The sequence below is a fragment of the Hydrogenophilus hirschii genome (assembly GCF_054656675.1).
On record NZ_BAAHXQ010000003.1, the window covers coordinates 155,734 to 172,939 of the forward strand.

16 protein-coding genes are annotated in these 17,206 nt (G+C 61.1%); all 16 read right to left on the bottom strand.

From position 1 onward, the window contains the following. The 16 genes from priA to rpmH are packed head-to-tail and all read right to left on the bottom strand — an operon-like array spanning position 1 to position 17,190. Complete coding sequence (priA, locus tag ACYQ4Z_RS09690) at positions 1-2,112, bottom strand: replication restart helicase PriA (RefSeq protein WP_219972642.1); 2,112 nt, start codon at positions 2,110-2,112, stop codon at positions 1-3. Beyond that, positions 2,081-3,148: a uroporphyrinogen decarboxylase gene (hemE, locus tag ACYQ4Z_RS09695; protein ID WP_219972641.1), complete on the bottom strand. Its 1,068-nt coding sequence runs from the start codon at positions 3,146-3,148 to the stop codon at positions 2,081-2,083. Before hemE ends, priA begins: the two co-directional genes overlap by 32 nt. Before the next feature lie 54 nt (positions 3,149-3,202). Then, complete coding sequence (locus tag ACYQ4Z_RS09700) at positions 3,203-4,660, bottom strand: TrkH family potassium uptake protein (RefSeq protein WP_459860887.1); 1,458 nt, start codon at positions 4,658-4,660, stop codon at positions 3,203-3,205. Between the two features lie 18 nt (positions 4,661-4,678). After that, the gene (trkA, locus tag ACYQ4Z_RS09705) at positions 4,679-6,097 is read right to left on the bottom strand and encodes a Trk system potassium transporter TrkA (protein ID WP_459860888.1); all 1,419 of its coding nucleotides are present in this window, start codon (positions 6,095-6,097) and stop codon (positions 4,679-4,681) included. After that, a complete protein-coding gene (locus ACYQ4Z_RS09710) occupies positions 6,094-7,320 on the bottom strand; it encodes a sigma-54-dependent Fis family transcriptional regulator (protein WP_459860890.1) in 1,227 nt (408 codons plus the stop codon). The genes trkA and ACYQ4Z_RS09710 overlap by 4 nt, the downstream gene beginning before the upstream one ends. After that, on the bottom strand, positions 7,295-9,445 hold the full coding sequence (locus ACYQ4Z_RS09715; RefSeq protein WP_459860892.1) for a sensor histidine kinase: 2,151 nt from the start codon (positions 9,443-9,445) through the stop codon (positions 7,295-7,297). Before ACYQ4Z_RS09715 ends, ACYQ4Z_RS09710 begins: the two co-directional genes overlap by 26 nt. After that, positions 9,427-10,026 carry a DUF4390 domain-containing protein gene (locus ACYQ4Z_RS09720; RefSeq protein ID WP_219972635.1) on the bottom strand — a complete coding sequence of 200 codons (600 nt, stop codon included), beginning with the start codon at positions 10,024-10,026 and terminating at the stop codon, positions 9,427-9,429. Before ACYQ4Z_RS09720 ends, ACYQ4Z_RS09715 begins: the two co-directional genes overlap by 19 nt. Beyond that, positions 10,013-11,338, bottom strand: a complete 1,326-nt coding sequence (gene rsmB / locus ACYQ4Z_RS09725; RefSeq protein ID WP_459860894.1) for a 16S rRNA (cytosine(967)-C(5))-methyltransferase RsmB — start codon at positions 11,336-11,338, stop codon at positions 10,013-10,015. Before rsmB ends, ACYQ4Z_RS09720 begins: the two co-directional genes overlap by 14 nt. An 11-nt stretch (positions 11,339-11,349) precedes the next feature. After that, positions 11,350-12,210, bottom strand: a complete 861-nt coding sequence (gene speE / locus ACYQ4Z_RS09730; RefSeq protein WP_119335972.1) for a polyamine aminopropyltransferase — start codon at positions 12,208-12,210, stop codon at positions 11,350-11,352. Further along, the gene (gene speD / locus ACYQ4Z_RS09735) at positions 12,211-12,609 is read right to left on the bottom strand and encodes an adenosylmethionine decarboxylase (RefSeq protein ID WP_459860896.1); all 399 of its coding nucleotides are present in this window, start codon (positions 12,607-12,609) and stop codon (positions 12,211-12,213) included. A 33-nt stretch (positions 12,610-12,642) separates the two neighbouring features. Next, positions 12,643-13,419, bottom strand: coding sequence for a sulfite exporter TauE/SafE family protein (locus ACYQ4Z_RS09740; RefSeq protein WP_459860898.1), 777 nt, complete (start codon positions 13,417-13,419; stop codon positions 12,643-12,645). A 9-nt stretch (positions 13,420-13,428) separates the two neighbouring features. Further along, positions 13,429-14,757 (bottom strand): tRNA uridine-5-carboxymethylaminomethyl(34) synthesis GTPase MnmE, encoded by a 1,329-nt coding sequence (gene mnmE, locus ACYQ4Z_RS09745; RefSeq protein WP_119335975.1) that lies wholly within the window; start codon positions 14,755-14,757, stop codon positions 13,429-13,431. A 7-nt stretch (positions 14,758-14,764) separates the two neighbouring features. Next, positions 14,765-16,405, bottom strand: a complete 1,641-nt coding sequence (gene yidC / locus ACYQ4Z_RS09750) for a membrane protein insertase YidC (RefSeq protein WP_459860899.1) — start codon at positions 16,403-16,405, stop codon at positions 14,765-14,767. Positions 16,406-16,423: 18 nt separating this feature from the next. Then, positions 16,424-16,642 carry a membrane protein insertion efficiency factor YidD gene (gene yidD, locus ACYQ4Z_RS09755; RefSeq protein ID WP_459860901.1) on the bottom strand — a complete coding sequence of 73 codons (219 nt, stop codon included), beginning with the start codon at positions 16,640-16,642 and terminating at the stop codon, positions 16,424-16,426. A 12-nt stretch (positions 16,643-16,654) separates the two neighbouring features. Next, positions 16,655-17,059, bottom strand: coding sequence for a ribonuclease P protein component (gene rnpA, locus ACYQ4Z_RS09760; protein WP_459860902.1), 405 nt, complete (start codon positions 17,057-17,059; stop codon positions 16,655-16,657). Continuing rightward, positions 17,056-17,190, bottom strand: a complete 135-nt coding sequence (gene rpmH / locus ACYQ4Z_RS09765) for a 50S ribosomal protein L34 (RefSeq protein WP_119335979.1) — start codon at positions 17,188-17,190, stop codon at positions 17,056-17,058. Before rpmH ends, rnpA begins: the two co-directional genes overlap by 4 nt. Positions 17,191-17,206: the final 16 nt, after the last annotated feature.

A 17,206-nucleotide genomic window follows, 5' to 3' on the forward strand; every position in this document is an offset into this window, starting at 1 on the left:
CTACGTATCGAGCGGATCCACCTCCAAGCGCCACCGCAACCCTTGGCGTTGTGGCCACTGCAGCAACCGTTCCCGCCACGCCCGCAAAAAGGTGTGGAGCGCAGCGCGGTTCGGCGATTCGACCACCAACTGCGCCCGTTCGCGCCCGGCCAAACGGACGATCCTGAGCGGCACCACGTCCAAGAGGCGCACCGCATGCCCGTGCGCGTGCTGTTCCCGCATCGCCTCGCCGGTCGCTTTCGCTGAAGTGAGGAATTCGAGCGCCACTTCGAGGCGTGGCGCGTCGGCGCGCAGCAACGCTTGATGCACGAAAGGCGGCAACGCTAGCCGTTTGCGTTCAGTCAGTAACGTATTGGCGAACGCCGCGTAGTCGTGCGCGACCAGTTGCTGGTAAAAGGGGTGGTCGGGGTAACGGGTCTGCACCAGCACTCGACCCGGTTGCCCGCTTCGCCCGGCCCGCCCTGCAACTTGCAGCAACTGCTGCATCAAGCGCTCCGTTGCCCGCGTCTCGGCCGCAAGCAGCCCCGCATCGGCGCCGACGACGATCACCAGCGAAAGCGCCGGGAAGTCGTGCCCTTTCGCGATCATCTGCGTGCCGATCAAGAGCTTCGCGTCGGCGCGCGCCACCGTCTTGCGCAGCGCAGCAAACGCCGCAGCGGTTTGGCACGCGTCGCGGTCGATCCGCACCACACCATGATCGGCGAACGCGGCGTGCAACTCCGCTTCGAGCCGTTGCGTTCCCTGCCCGGCAACCGACAACCCGCCGTTGCCGCACGTGGGGCAGACCTCGGGCACCGCGATGCTCCAGCCGCAATGGTGGCAGCGCATCCGGCTGTCGACGCGGTGATAGACCATGCGCACCGAACAGCGGCGGCACTCCTGAACCCAGCCACAATGGGCGCAATAGAGGGTCGGCGCAAACCCACGCCGATTGAGGAAGAGCAACGCCTGTTCCCCGCGCGCAAGGGTCTCTTTGAGCGCCTCCCATGCCTCGGGCACCAATCCCGCGGTGCGCGGTGCTTCCCGCGTCACGGGCAACAGTTCGATCGTCGGCAGCGGCACGCCAGTGGCGCGCTCCGCAAGCGTCACCCGGCGGATCCGCCCCCGTTCGCTGTCCCACCAGCGTTCGAGCGACGGCGTCGCCGACCCCAAGACGACGCGCACCTGCGCCGCTTTGCCGCGCCACAGTGCAAGATCGCGCGCCGAATAGGGCGCCCCTTCGAACTGTCGGTAACTGGCGTCGTGCTCTTCGTCGACCAAGATGAGCCCCAAGCGCGGCATCGGCGCAAAGATCGCCGAACGGGTGCCGATCAAACAGTCCACCGCGCCTTGCACCAACGCCGCGAAGAGGCGCTGCCGTTCGCGCGCGTTGAGGTCCGAATGCCAGACGCCGATCCTCGCTCCCGGAAAACGGGCGACCACCCGCGTTGTGGTCTGGGGAACGAGCCCGATTTCTGGTACCAATACGAGCGCTTGGCGCCCAGCCGCCAGCGTCTCCGCGATCAGACGGAGGTAGCACTCCGTTTTTCCGCTACCGGTGACACCGAAAAGCAGCACGGGGTCGAAACCCGTGGGACCGGCGGTGAGCTGTGCATACGCGCGCGCTTGCGCCGCGGTCAAACGTGGCCCCGGCGTCGTCACGACCGGCTCCGAACGGCGCTGGGAAGCGGTGCTTTCGCCGGTCGCGTGTTCGCCCACCGCTCCATCCGTTACCGCGGCGAGCGCCACTTGGCGTTTGCGCCGTCTGAGTGCGGGCGGCAGTACAAACGCCAGATATTCGCCCAGCGGGTTCAAATAGTAATCGCTCGCGAACGCGATCTGGTCCAACAAGACCGGATCGAGCGGCGGCCAATCGTCCCACCATTCGGCGATCGGCTTGAGCCGCTCTGGCGGCACCTCGGGTTCCGGGTCACACGCCCAAACCACACCCAAGACGCGCCGCCGCCCGAGCGGAACCCGGACGAGCTGCCCGCGGTACATCGGGTGCATGTCCGGTACGCGGTAATCGAAGAGGCATTTCCCCGCTTGCGGCACCAACACGCGGGCAACGCGTTCGCTCATCGTGCTGCCGCGCACCCGATCACGGTGATGCGGTTGGGTGGTACTGCGCACTCTCCTGTTGCACCGTCTCGACGAGCACCGCGACATGCTCCGGCGGCGTGTGTTGCGAGATCCCGTGGCCCAGATTGAAGACGTGCCCGGTGCCTTCGCCATACGCGGCGAGGATCGCGCGCGCCTCGCGACGCACCGCCTCGGGTGGAGCGAGCAACACCGCGGGATCCATGTTCCCTTGCAGCGCGACGCGGTCACCGACCAACTGCCGCGCTCGACCGATCTCGATCGTCCAATCGAGCCCCACCGCGTCGGCGCCGCAGGCGGCGATGCGTTCCAGCCACAACCCACCCCCTTTGACGAAGACGATCACCGGCACGCGCCGACCGCGCGCGGTGCGCGTAAGTCCCGCGCAGATCCGTTCCAGGTAGGCAAGCGAAAACTCGGCAAACGCGCGTTCGGAAAGCACGCCTCCCCACGAGTCGAAGAGCATCACCGCGTCCGCACCGGCGGCGATCTGCGCGTTGAGGTACTGCGTCACCGCTTCGGCGTTGACCACCAAAATCCGATGAAGCAGCTCCGGGCGCGCATAGAGCATTTTTTTGATGGTGTGGTAGTCGCTGCTTGCGCCCCCTTCGACCATGTAGCACGCGAGCGTCCACGGGCTTCCGGAAAAGCCGATCAGCGGAATCTCGTCGGCGAGCGCCGCTTTGATCTCCCGCACCGCGTCGAGCACGTACCGCAGCTCCACCTCGGGGTCGGGTACCGCCAGGTTGCGGATCTCCCACTCTTCCCGCAACGGTCGCTCGAATTTCGGTCCTTCCCCTTCGGCGAAATAGAGTCCCAACCCCATCGCGTCGGGGACCGTGAGGATATCGGAAAAGAGGATCGCGGCGTCGAGTCCGAACCGCGCGATCGGCTGTAACGTCACCTCGACGCACAACGCCGGATTGCGGCACAAATCGAGAAAACTCCCGGCACGTGCCCGAGTTTGTCGGTATTCCGGCAGATAGCGCCCCGCTTGGCGCATGAGCCAGATCGGGGTGCGGTCGACGGGTTCGCGCAGCAACGCGCGCAGCAAACGGTCGTTTTTCACGTCGTCTCTCGGCAATACGGTTCCGTGCGCGAGGATAACACAGCCAGCACCCCGTTACCGTCGCCAGAACGCTGGGGTGAGGACGACCAGAAAGGTGAAGATTTCAAGGCGCCCCAACACCATGGTAAAGGTCAAAAGCAACGTCTGCCCTTCGTTCAACCAGCCGTAATTCGCAGCCGGCCCCACAGCGCCCAAACCCGGCCCTGTGTTGTTGATGCACGCCACCACCGCCGAAAACGCCGTGACGATATCGAGGCCACTGGCACTGAGCACCAGCGTGAGCGAGACGATCGAGACCATGTAGAGAAAGGAAAAACCCAAAACCGCGAAAACGACACGGTTTTCGATGATCGTCTTGCGTAAGCGCACGGGAACGACGGCGTTGGGGTGGAGCGCGCGCACGATCTCGCGGTAGATCTGCTTGTAGAGGATGATCGCACGCATCATTTTGATCCCGCCGCCCGTCGACCCGGCACAGGCGGTGAAACTGCTCAGGAAGAGCAGCCACAATTGGGCGAAGAACGGCCAGAGGGTGTAGTCGGTCGTCGCCAAACCCAGCGACGTGGCGATCGAGACGACGTAAAACGCGGTGTCGCGCAGCGCCCGCCAGAAATCGGCGTACGCGCCGTTCACGGTCAAATAGGCGGCGAGCATGAGGCTACTGAACGCGAGCACACCCAAATAGTAGGGCAATTCAGGGTCGCGCCAATAGGGTTTCGTGGACCTTCGCACCAGCGCCAAATAGTGGGTCGCCCAGTTGAATCCGGCAAGCGTAGCGAACGCGATCGCGATCAGTTCGAGCGCAAGGCTATGGAAATAGCCAAACGACGCATCGTGACTGGAAAAGCCACCGAGCCCCATCACCGAAAAGGCGTGGATCACCGCATCCTCGATCGACATCCCACCGTACCAGAACGCCCCCATACAGAGGAGCGTCATCCCCGCGTAGGTGAGCCACAGGCCCTTTGCAGTATCGGCAACGCGCGGCGTGAGCGACTCCTCTTTCAACGGCGTGGGCGATTCGGCCTGAAAGACCTGCCGCCCCCCGATCCCCAGCAAAGGGAGAATCGCCACCGCCAGGACGACCACCCCCATTCCGCCCACCCAATGGAGGAACGCGCGCCAGAGGTTGAGGGAAAAGGGGAAATCGTCCAAACCGGAATAGACCGTGGCGCCGGTCGTTGTCAGCCCCGAGACCGCTTCGAAATAGGCGCGCACGTAGCCGAGTTCGGGTCGGTAGAGGTAGAGCGGGATCGCCGCGAAGAGGGGGGAAACCACCCAAGTGAGCGCCACGATCAAAAAGCCGTCCGCGGGGCGCAGCGGGCGCCGATACCGCCGCGTCGCGGCCCAGAGAAGTACTCCAGCAGCGAACGCCGCTGCCATCGCTTCTTCGTAGAGCGTGTGGCTGCCGTCGGCGCGCCACAGCGACACCGCGGTGGGAACCAAAAAGAGCAGGGAAAAGAGCATCAGAATGTACGCGTACGCATGAAGCGCCGGAACCCAGGGTCGCATCGTCGCCGCTCCCCCGATTCAGAAAAAGCCGAACCCGACGGCGAAAAGCTTTTCGACCTCGCGCACGCGCCGCCGTTGCGTACAAAAGAGGATCACGTGATCTCCCTCTTCGATCACCGTGTCGTGGTGGGCCATCACCACCCGTTTCTGTTTCCGCGTGGGGGTAGCCTCTTCGTCGTCCGAGACCGTTTCTTCGCGGACGATCGCCGCAACCGTCACCCCCGGCGGCCAGCGAATTTGGTCGATCCGCCGCCCCACCACTTTCGACGTCTGCGCGTTGCCATGAACGACGATTTCGATCGCCTCCGCGGCACCGCGCCGTAAGCGGTGGACTGCGGCCACGTCACCGCGCCGCACGTGTTTGAGGAGCGCACCGATCGTCACCAGCGCCGGCGAAATCGCGATGTCGATCGTTTCGCCTTGCACCAGATCGACGTACGCGGAGCGGTTGATGATCGCCAACGTCTTTTTCGCGCCCAACCGCTTGGCGAGCGCAGCCCCCATGATGTTGTCTTCGTCGTCGTTGGTCACCGCGAGGAAGTGATCGACCTCTTCGATCCCTTCGCGGTCGAGCAGATGTTCGTCGGTGGCGTCCCCCGCGAGCACCAAGGTATCGGTGAGCTCGACAGCCAGCTGCTGCGCGCGCTGCTTGTTATATTCGATCAATTTCACGCGGTAGTCGCGTTCGAGCAGCTTCGCGAGCCGCATTCCGATATTGCCGCCCCCCGCGATCATCACGCGCGAACCGCGCCGCTCCGCCGGCCGCAGTTCGCGAAGCAGCGCCGGGATTTGTCCCGCGCTTGCCAAGAAAAAGAGTTCGTCGCCGGGATGGATCACCGTATCTCCTTCTGGAATGATCGGCACCCCGTGGCGGTAGATCGCAGCGACCCGCATTTCGACGTTGGGAAGGTGGTAGCGCAACGGTTTGATCGGGTGGCCAACGAGCTTTCCGCCCCGTTCGGCACGCACCGCGGCAAGCTGGACGGCGCCGTTTGCGAAATCGAGCAGCTGCAGCACCCCTGGGTGGTTCACCAGGCGGACGATGTATTCGCAGACGATCTGTTCTGGGCAGATCGCGAAATCGACCGCAAAAGCCTCTTCGCCCAGGAGTTCTTGGAACGCGGTGTAGTCGGCGGCGCGCACTCGGACGATACTGCGCGGGACGTTGAAGAGCCGTTTTGCGATCAGAGACGCACAGAGGTTGGTCTGATCCGATTGCGTCACCGCGACGAGCAGATCGCAATCGCGCGCGCCCGCCTGTTCCAGCAGACTGGGGGACGCGGCGTTCCCGACCAAAGTGCGCATCTCGATGCGGTTTGCGACCTCCGCCAAGCGGCTGGCGTCGACGTCGATCATCGTGATGTCGTTCTCTTCGCTCGCCAGATGCTCCGCCACCGTGCTGCCGACCTGACCGGCCCCCAAGATGATCACGTTCACGCGTCGTCCTCCTCTTTCCGGCGCAGCGAGAGGCCCAACTGGCGGAGCTTGCGGTAGAAGTGGGTGCGCTCCAATCCCGCCAGATCCGCGAGCCGCTGCACGGGGAGATCGGTGCGCGCCAACAACCGTTCCAGGTAGAGCCGCTCGAACGCTTCCCGGGCCTCCTTGAGTGGCAGTGCAAAGAGCGTACTCACGTTCTCCGGTTGGTTTCGCTGAAGCGCCCTTTCGATCGCTGCAGGATCGAGTCGATCTTCGGTGGCCAACGGCAAGAGCGCCTGGGTCCACCCGTCGAGTGTCCATTCGGCATCGAGCGCGATCCGTTCGATCGTCCGTTTCGCCTCCTCTGGCCATGCCAACGGTTGCCCCAGTTCGGCTTCCAAGGCCTCCTGGACGAGCGTACCGAGCGCGATCGACTCGTCCCGTTTGGGTACGACGATGGGGTCTTCCCATACCCGCGCCAATTTTTCACCGACCAAGGGACGCCACTGCGCGAAAGCGTCCCACGCGCGAATCGCCGCGATCAACCGCACCTGATGAACCGCTGCGTACTGATAGAGGAACGACAGGTTTTTCGCGAGCATCCGGTTCGCGCGTTCGCCCAAATTCGCGAAGACCAAATGGCTGCGCCACTGCTTCACCTGGTCCACCGAGAGCGGTGGGGTTTCCGTCGTCAACCATACGGTGTGCCGCCCTTCTCCGAGGTGGCGCAACAGCCACTGCTCGTAAAACGGCTCGGGAAAATGAAGAAGCGCCGCATGGTCGTGCTGCAATTTCGCGTTGAGCGCGTCGATTACGGGGGCAAGTGGTCGCGGTACCCGCGATACCGTGAGTGGAGTCTCTGCTTTCGGTTGTGCCCGATAGCGCTCGATCGCCTTTTTCAGCACGTCGAGCAATTTTTGCATCGAAATCGGTTTTTCCAGAAAGCCGAACGCACCGTGGTGTGTTGCCTCGACCGCGGTCTCGATCGTGGCATGTCCGGAGATCATGATCACGGGCGGAAGTGCGCTCCCCATTTCGCTCTGCCATTGTTTCAACAGGGTAATCCCGTCACAATCGGGCATCCAGATATCGAGCAATATCGCCTCAGGAGCGAATTCCGCCAGTTTCTGCCGCCCTTCCGAACCATTTGCGGCCGTTGCGACGCGATAGCCTTCGTCTTCCAGGATCTCGCTCAGCCATTCGCGGATCCCCACTTCGTCATCGACGATCAGAACTTTTGCCATCGTCTCCTTCCTCACGGTCGGCTGCGGCAAATGTCAGACGTACTTCTGCACCCTTGCCATCCGCCGGTGTCGTCAGCACGATCGCCGCATGGTGATCGTCGACGATCTTCTTGACTACTGCCAAGCCCAACCCAGTCCCTTTGCGCTTCGTGGTGTAGTAGGGTTCGAACGCTTTTTGCTGATACCCTTCGGGAAAACCGATCCCGTTGTCCTGAACGCTCAGTTCGATGCGATCATTCTGACGCACCAAGCGGACAACGATTCTCGGGTCGGCGATCCCCTCCAGAGCGTCTTGCGCGTTTTGCAGAAGGTTGTGCAGCACCTGCCGCAGCTGCCTGGGATCCCCTTCGATCGCCCACGGTCCTTCGCCTTCTACGACGCATTCGACGGGGATCCCGCCCTCTTCGTAGAACACCAAAAGCGACCGGATGAGTTCGGCAAGATCGACACGCGTTTTTTTTGCGTTCGGCATTTTCGCATAATCGCGAAACGCATTGACCATTTCGGTCATCGCTTCCACTTGGTCGATCACCGTTGTCGTGGCGCGCTCAAGGAGCTGGCGCTCTTTCTCGGGCAATTTCTCGGCCAATTTGTACCGCAGCCGTTCCGCCGCAAGACGAATCGGCGTCAAGGGGTTTTTGATCTCGTGCGCGAGCCGCCGCGCGATTTCGCCCCACGCCGCAAGGCGTTGTGCAAGGACGACGTCTGTGACGTCGTCGATCACCACAACCCATCCGCTGGTGGCCTCTGTGAGCGGTGCCACATGAACCACGAAGGTTTTGCCCTTATCCTCGTCGACCCATTCGAAGGTAACTGGGCCGCTCGCAACCGCCATAACTGCCTGTAAGCGGTCGCGCAATGCCGGATTTCCGCGCCAAGCATCGTTGGCGTTGAGCGGGGTCGTGCTTTCGTCCCCGAGCAGCGCTTTCGCGGCCGCGTTTGCGAGAACCAAATGGTGGGTTTCATCGAAGACCAGCACTGCAGTGGTCAAATGGGCGAGCACGGTTTCCAGATAAGCGCGGGCGGCTTCCACCTCGGCATGCGCCCGTGCTTGTTCGGCTTGCGCTTTTGCCAATTGTTCGCTCATGCGATCGAACGAGCGGACGACCCAACCCAACTCGTCTTGGCTGGAAATACGATCCGCCACGGGGACGTAGCGCCCCTCTGCCAGCGCCCGCGTGCCTTCTTCCAGCGCGAGCAAAGGTGTGATGAAATGGCGCGAAATCTGCAGCGCGATCATCGCGGCGGCAATCCACGCGGTTACCACCGCAACGGAGAGGATCACCAAATAGAGCCGTTGCAACGCCTCGCGACCGTGCGTGATCTGCGCGTATTCGCTGCGTGCCTCCGTGACTTCGTCGATCGCAGTGCGAATCGACGTGGGCACCCGGCGCAGTAACACCATAAAGGCGCTCTCTTGTTCGATCGTTTGCGGGATCCACACCACGACCCTTACCCAAGAACTCTCCTCGGTTTCGACGACGCGATGGCTGGTTTCTTGCAGTTTCGCCAATTGCCATTCGGCTGGAGTGCCCGCTTCTTGCTGCACCCATTGTGGATCTTCGCCAGCAAAACCTTGGACGACCCCTTTACCCGTCAAAATCAGTAAGCCATCGAGCCCCATCTTTTGCCGCCACTGCTCCAAAGTCGCGCCTTGGATGCTGTGCGCGTTTGCGACCCATTCGCTCTGGAGCCATTGCGCCTCTGCCAATAGACGCGCCACTTGGGTATCGATCGCGTGCCGGGCAAGCTGCCCAGCGGCATCGAGGGCACGCTCCACCCGGACGTCGAACCACGCGTCGATCGCGCGCACGACGAAAAAGACCGTGACGCCGTACAAGACCAAGGTAGGGAAAAGCGCCATCATGAGCAGGATGCCCGTGAGTTTTGCACGCAGTCGCGAGCCAAACCGACCCATGCGAACCTGGCGCCACAGATGGACCCCCTGCCGGAGTGCAATCGTCAATAACGCGGCGACCGCGATCGCCGCAAGCCCGAGCAAATAGGGAAACGCTTGAGCGAACAGAACCGTTTCCAAACTGGCCGAAGCGGCCAGCAGGATGACGAAGATCGCCGCGGCAAACCCGACCGCAACGCGCACACTATTTACGCCCAGGGTCGCCATCGGTACGGGGTTCCCGCCCAATCGATGCGATCACGGCTTTCCGCACTGGGAAGCCGTAACACCGGCCCGAGCTCCCGTTCGTCAACCGAAACCGTGACTTCGGCTTCGAGTTCCGGATTCGGTGTCAAGCGATCGCGTTCCAACAGGCGCCAACCGCGCAGGGTGGTCACCGGTGCGATCGCATCATGCCAACTGCCCTGCGCAACGACGCTGCCGTTGTGTTGCAGCCACCAGATGCGCGTTCCAGGTCGGTATTGCAGTTGAAAAGTCCACCGTTTCCCCCAAATAACCTGATCCGTCCACCACCATCGTACCTGAAGCAGGCGGAACGTGATCGCAAAAGGAAACTTCACCCCTTTTTCCAACAGCGACCGCCAAATTGCGGGTAACTCTGCCCACGTGAGTTTGGCATCGAGCACCCACCAACCTTCGGCTTCGCGTAGCGCCGCGTGCGTGATCGTCACGAATTTTTGCTCGTTTTCGGGTTGGGCTGCGAGCGTGCGCCTGCCGGTTTGCAGCCACAAACTCCCTGCGCCACCGATGAGCGCCGCCACGACACGCCGGCGCTTACGATTCGGCAACCTTCTCGATACGCGCATAGTAAAAGCCATCGTGCTGCTCGGTGGGCAAATAGTACCCGTCAACCCCTTCGGTGGGAACCCGCTTAGCGTCGTTGTGGTTGTTCAGAAACTTTGCAATGACCCTTTCGTTTTCTTCGGCGAACACGGAACAGGTGACATAGAGCAGTCGGCCTCCGGGTCGGAGCAAAGGCCACAGTGCAGTCAGAAGTGCTTGCTGCACCGTGCGGAACGTCTCGAGATCGCTTACCCGCCGTAACCATTTGATATCGGGATGGCGGCGCACGACACCCGAACCGGAACACGGCGCATCGAGCAATATCGCGTCGAACGGTCGCCCGTCCCACCATGCGTGCGGTTCGCGGGCATCGCCCACGATCGCTTGTGCGCGCTCACTCAATTCCGGAAAGCGCGCGAGCATCGCGCGGTACCGGTTTTTCTCTTTTTCGACTAGGGTCAAATCGATCGCCGCGCTGTCGAGCAGGTGGAGCGCTTTTCCGCCTGGCGCCGCGCACGCGTCCAACACCCGTTCCCCTGGGCGTACCGCCAATAACGGTGCCGCCCATTGCGCTCCGATATCCTGGATCACCACCTCGTTCCTCACCGGTTCGGGCAGTTTCGTTTCCGCAACGGGTTCTGGCAACCAAATCGCGCCGGGTAACGGATCAAACGGTTCCGCTGCGATCCCCGCTTCCCGCAGTCGTGCGATAACCTCCCTCCGTTTTTCGCTGCTACGGACGCGCAATCCCATCGGCGGATGGGTATTTCCCTGATGCAACACCGTCTGCCAGACACTTGGGTGGGCAAATTGGATTTTTTCGACCCACCATCGAGGGTGCCGCCAATGCGCCGCGATTGCCTGATCGCTCCGTGCACCCCAAGCTTCGGGTGCCCACTGGGCGCGCTCGCGATCATAGCGCCTGAGGAGTGCATTCACGAAGCCTGAGGCGGCGGTGCGTCGTTTTTTTGCAACCGCAACCGCTTCATGGATCAGCGCATGAACCGGCACACGACCTTTGCGCAATTCGGTGAGCGCAACCAAGAGAAGTGGCCGCACAGTGCGATCGATAGGTCTGCGACTCAATGCCGCCAGTACGGCATCGCCCCAGCCGTAATCACGCAAGGTACTCCATGCAAAATCCTGTACCCTCGCCCATCCTGGGGCCTGAGGGTTGTGCGCGACCATCCGTTGCCACGCCGCGGTGGCACTTTCCCCTCGGATCACGGCGGCGACGATCGCGCTCGCACAATCGAGCGCACCCGCGAGCGTTTCTGGTGCAGCATAATGGCCCGCTGAGTGCGCCTTGTGTTTCACGTGAAACCTTTCTAGGCGATCAAGTCACGAACATATCGGGGCAAAATTCCCCGCGCACGATAATTTTCCCCATCGAGATAGCGCAGGTCCGTAATCCCCCGTGTTGTGATCCGCTCATCGATCCGTTCCGGCGTCATCACCGCACAATCGGTTCCGTTCGATGCCGCGGCAATTCCCCAGAGCGCGCCGTAGAGCGGAATGTAGTGGAAATGGGGATAGACATAACGAAAGACCCGCCGCAAACGGGCCACCAAAGTTTTAATACGCTCTGGCAAATGATCGGGCGAACCGATGTGCAACGACAATAAGCCGTTCTCTCCCAAAAGTAGGGCGCACTGCTGGAAAAAGGGTTCCTGGTAAAGTGCTTCGGCCGGTCCCACCGGGTCGGTGAGATCGAGCACGATCAGATCGTAATCGCGTCGGCCGGATTGGGCCGCTTCCGCAACGAACTGCAACCCATCTTCGATCCGAACCGATACTTTGGGATGATCGAGTGCGCCACGATGGATCGCGTGAAAATACTTTTTCGCCAATTCGATGACTTTTTCATCGAGCTCGACCAGATCGATCGCTTCTATCGAGGGGTATTTCAAAAGCTCCTCGGCAGACCCGCCATCCCCACCGCCGATGATCAATGCGCGACGCGGTTCCGGATGCGCCAATGCCGGTATGTGGATGAGGTTTTCGTGGTAGATGAACTCGTCGGCTTCAGAGGTCATCGCACATCCGTCCAAGCGGAACATGCGGCCATAGAGCGGAGAGATGCCGACTTCAAAGGATTGGTAGCGACTTTGGCCAGATTCGATCAATTCCAGATCGTAATAGTAGCCGGTGACATCGGATAACTTTTCCCAAAACCGTTGCAATGCCATCTACACACCCTCCGTCGGCGGCATTTCGATGTGTCCCCGAACCACACGATGCCCAACGGTCTCAACCGGCGCAAAGACTTCGATCAAACGGTCATAAACCGCCTTTGCAAGCGCTGAATTGTCACGCGAATAATTGCACACATAAACATCCAGGGTGACATTGCGATCTTCCGGCCAGGTATGAATCGCCAAATGCGATTCTGCGAGCACCACCGTTCCCGTCACGCCTGCCGGTTCACCATTGTCATAGGTGAATTGAAAGAAATAGTCGCCGAGCACCGTAAGGCCTGCTTCTTTACAGGCGTCCACGCACAACGTTTGCAACTGCGCCCGTTCTTTGAGCAACTTGGGATCACAACGGCAGACATAAAGATCGGCGATCAGATGAAGTCCATTCATCGCAAGTCCCCCATCCGGATAAAATGAAACCGGCTATTGTATCACCCATTCGTACGATAAGCGCAGTATCGTCAAAGAAACGACGCCCAAAAAGAGTCGACGCAACCACAGCGCCCCGAATCGGAACGCAAACCACGTTCCGAACAGTGACCCAGCCACGTTACAAAACGCCATCCACATTCCCAAGAGCCAAATGGGCTGCGCCTGCCAGGAAAAAAATGCGATTGCCGCAACGTTGGTCGCAACGTTACCGACTTTTGCCAATGCGGAAGCTTGAACGAAATTGAAACGAAGAAAGCGGATGAACGCAAAGATCAAAAAACTCCCTGTCCCCGGGCCAAGAAAACCATCGTACGCGCCAATTACCGCAGACCAGCCGAATGCATACCAGCGCTCACGCGTCGTCAAAGGATGCGCCCGCGCTACCAACCCCATCTCTTTGCGCAGCAGGGTGTAGACCGTCACCGCGATGAGCAAAAAAAGGACGATCGGCTTGACCCATGCCTGAGGAAGCAGCGTCACGGCGGAAGCGCCTAACACAGACCCTACCGCCGCTGCGATCACGACACCGGTAAGGAGCGTCACCGGGATCGCAACACGCCGCAAATAGCGAAATGCGGCAACCGAGGTACCGAAAACCGACGCGATTTTGTTGGTTCCAAAAAGATTGGGGAGGGGTTGATTGGGAAATCCCAGTAGGAGCGCCGGAACCTGGATCAGACCGCCGCCGCCGACCGCGGCATCGATGCTCCCAGCAGCGAATGCGGCGACCCCCATCGCAAGCCACGTGAGCCAATCCCACGCATCCAATTCGATCCCTCACTTCCCGATGCAAAATTGCGAAAAGATCACACCCAGAAGCGCGTCGGCGTCGATACGTCCGGTAATTTCCCCCAGCGCATCGTGCGCCAAGCGGAGCTCCTCCGCCAAAAACTCCCATTGGACGAGCATGGAAAGCGCCTGCGCCAAATGGTGGTCGGCTCGGCGCAACGCCTCTAAATGCCGTTCGCGTGCCAGCCAAACCGATTCCTCGACACCGCGAAATCCTACCCGATCGCGAATGGTGGCGCGCAAACGGTCCAACCCCGATCCCGTCTTGGCCGAGATCCATACCGCAGTCTCAGCGACACGTTCCGGGAACCGATCCGCTTTGTTCCACACCTCGAGGATCGCTTGCGGCGCAATGCCGCGTTCCTGCAACGCCTCGGCCAACGCGCGGTCGTCGATATCGGGTGCGCGAATCCATAAGATCAGATCGGCGCCTGCGATTGCCTGCCAACTGCGCTCGACCCCGATCCGTTCTACCGGATCGTCGGTTTCTCGGACGCCCGCGGTATCCAGGAGATGGACCAGAAGGCCGTCGAGATCGATCGATTCCCGGATCACATCCCGCGTCGTTCCCGGTATCTCCGTGACGATCGCCCGCTCCTCACCAACGAGCGCGTTGAGCAACGACGACTTGCCGACGTTCGGCGCTCCGACGACCGCCACCCGGACACCGTGACGCAGCAGCAAACCTTGGCGGCCTACTTCGAGCCAATGGGCGAGCGCTTGCCGTACCGCTGTGATCCGCGCCGCGACATCCCCTTCGGCGATGAAATCGATCGCTTCGTCGACGAAATCGATCGCCGCTTCCACCCAGACTCGGAGTTCGGTCAGTTGACGATCGAGCGCCGCGACCGCGTGCGAAAAAGCCCCCTGCAACCCTTGCGCAGCAGCACGCGCCGCTGCGCGATGCGTCGCGTCGATCAAATCGGCGATCGATTCGGCTTGCGCCAGATCGATTTTGCCATTGAGAAAAGCGCGTTCGCTGAATTCGCCAGGCCGCGCCAACCGCGCACCCAACGACAAAACACGGGAAAGCACCGCATCGACGACGACCGGCCCCCCGTGACCGTGGATCTCCACCACCGATTCGCCGGTAAACGAATTCGGTTCGGGAAAAAAGAGCAGCAGCCCATCGTCGAGCAGCGACCCATCCTGATCGGTGAGCCATGCGCGAACCGGGCGGCGCGCGGGCAATTCGGTTTTTCCTGCCAGCACACACCCGATGCGATGCGCGTCGGGCCCCGAGATGCGGATGATCGCCACCGCACCGCGGCCCGGTGGCGTCGCAACTGCTGCGATCGTATCGGAAACGGGTTTCACGTGAAACCTAATCGTTGGCCGCTTTGATCGCTTTGTGGCCTAACCCCATCCGCTCCAGCTGGCGGTTGATCCACCACTGTTGCGCAATCGAAAGCAGGTTGTTGGTCAACCAGTAGAGCACCAACCCGGACGGGAACCAGAGGAACATGAAAGTAAAGACGATCGGCATCCCCATCATCAATTTCGCCTGTAACGGATCTGCCGGTTGCGGGTTGAGCCGCATTTGGATGAACATCGTCGCTCCCATCAAGAGCGGCAGAATAAAGTAGGGGTCGCGCGAAGAGAGGTCGGTCACCCACCCGAGCCACGGCGCGTGACGCATCTCGACACTCGCGAGCAGTACCCAATAGAGCGCGATGAACACCGGAATCTGGACCAAGATCGGCAAGCAGCCACCCAATGGGTTGATTTTCTCCTCTTGATAGAGGCGCATCATCTCCTGCTGCAGCCGAACCTTGTCGTCCCCATACGCCTCCTTGATCTTCTGCAACCGCGGCATCACCAACCGCATCTTGGCCATCGACCGATAACTCGCTGCGGACAGGGGATAGAAGAGGGCCTTGATCAGTACCGTCACCAGGATGATCGCCCACCCCCAGTTGCCCGTAAGACCGTGTAGCCACGACAATACCCAGAAAAGGGGCGCAGCAATGAACGTCAACCAGCCGTAATCGACCACCAGATCGAAACCGGGCGCGATGCTGCCCAACACCTTCTGATCCTGCGGCCCGGCATAGAGCCGGGTCGAAGTGGTACCGTCCCCGGTCAAGAGCACACCGGCTTGATAGAGTCCATTCGATAGGCGGCGGAGATAGTATTCCCGTGCGACACCCTCGGGCGGTAACCAAGCGGCGACGAAATAGTGCTGGATCATCGCGAGCCACCCATCCTGCGCTTGGCTCGGATATTCCGCTTTGCCTTCCGCGATCGCTTTGAAATCGATCTTCCGGTACTTCGTCGCTTCGGTATAGATCGCGGGACCCGTATACGTATGTACGCCGAAAACTTGCTGCTCTTCGGCGGGTTTATCGTCACGCAAGAAGTGATAGTAGGTGGTCAGAGGGCCGCCACCGTCGATCTCGTGACGGACGTCGATCAAATAGGAGCCACGCGCGAAGCGCAAAGTCTTCCGAACCGTGCGCCCGTCGGCAGTCGAAGCAGTCAATGTCACGGTCAAAGCCGATTGCCCCTCCTGCAAATGCATCGCTTCAGCGGGCAATTGCCAACGGCTGTGGTGGTTGGGCATCCCATCTCCTACCACACCAGACTGCACCCGATAAGTATGCTTCAGACGGCCATCCTCGAAGAGGATGAACGGTTGATCTTGGCGTTCACGATCGCGGTGGTCTTTCAGCGCCAGAAAAACGATATCTCCACCTTGCTCCGAAATCTCGACCAGATAGCGATCGGTCTCCACCCGCAAGGTTTTGGCAGGGAGTGCATCAGAAGAACGTAGCGCTTTGGCATCGCTTGCGATCTGCTGCGACTCGGTAACCGGCACCTCGTCACGGGTCGCGGAAGGCGACGCTGCCGGTGACGCAGCAGGAGCAGGCGGGGGCACTGGGGTGTTTTGACGCACCCACCCTTCCCACAGCATGAACAAAGAAAAAAGAAACACCACCAACAAAATCAAACGCCGTTGTTCCATCGTGCAGCTTTCCTTTCGTTACGGGACCGGATCATCACCGCCGGGATGCCACGGGTGGCAGCGGCCCACACGTTTCACACCCAACCACAACCCGCGCACCACACCATGACGCTCGACCGCTTCGATGAGATATTGCGAACAGGTGGGTGTAAAGCGGCAATTTTGCCCCAACCAGGGGCTGATGAGGTACTGGTAACCACGCACCAACACGACCAACACCCGCGCAAGCGGATTCATCGACGCAAACCCTTATCCACGGGAATCGACCGTACTGGGGCGTGCCGCGGGTTCCGAGTGCAGCAACCGCATCAGCAAGCGCACGAACAACACCTCGAGTTCCGCACGCAACATCCGCCGCGTCGCGTCATGGGTAGGCCGCGTCACACGAACCACCAGATCGACCCCGACCGATCGACCCGGCCACACACGGAAAATTTCCCGAATTTGCCGCTTCAACCAATTACGACGCACCGCTCGCTTCGCCACGCGCTTTGCCACCACCAAGCCCAGACGGGCATGTGGCAAACCGTTTTCCCGCCAATGCACACAAAAAAACCGTCCGCACAATTTCTGCCGCGCAGCGAAGACCGCGGCAAAGTGGGACGGTTTCGTCAGACGCGCGGCACGCGGAAAACGCGCGCCTGGCGCACTCATACGGCGAGGCGCTTACGCCCTTTGGCGCGGCGGGCGCGGATCACGGAACGACCGCCGCGGCTTCGCATCCGGACCAGAAAACCATGGGTCCGCTTACGGCGAACTTTGGAAGGTTGATAGGTGCGCTTCATCTTCTTTCCCCGAGAC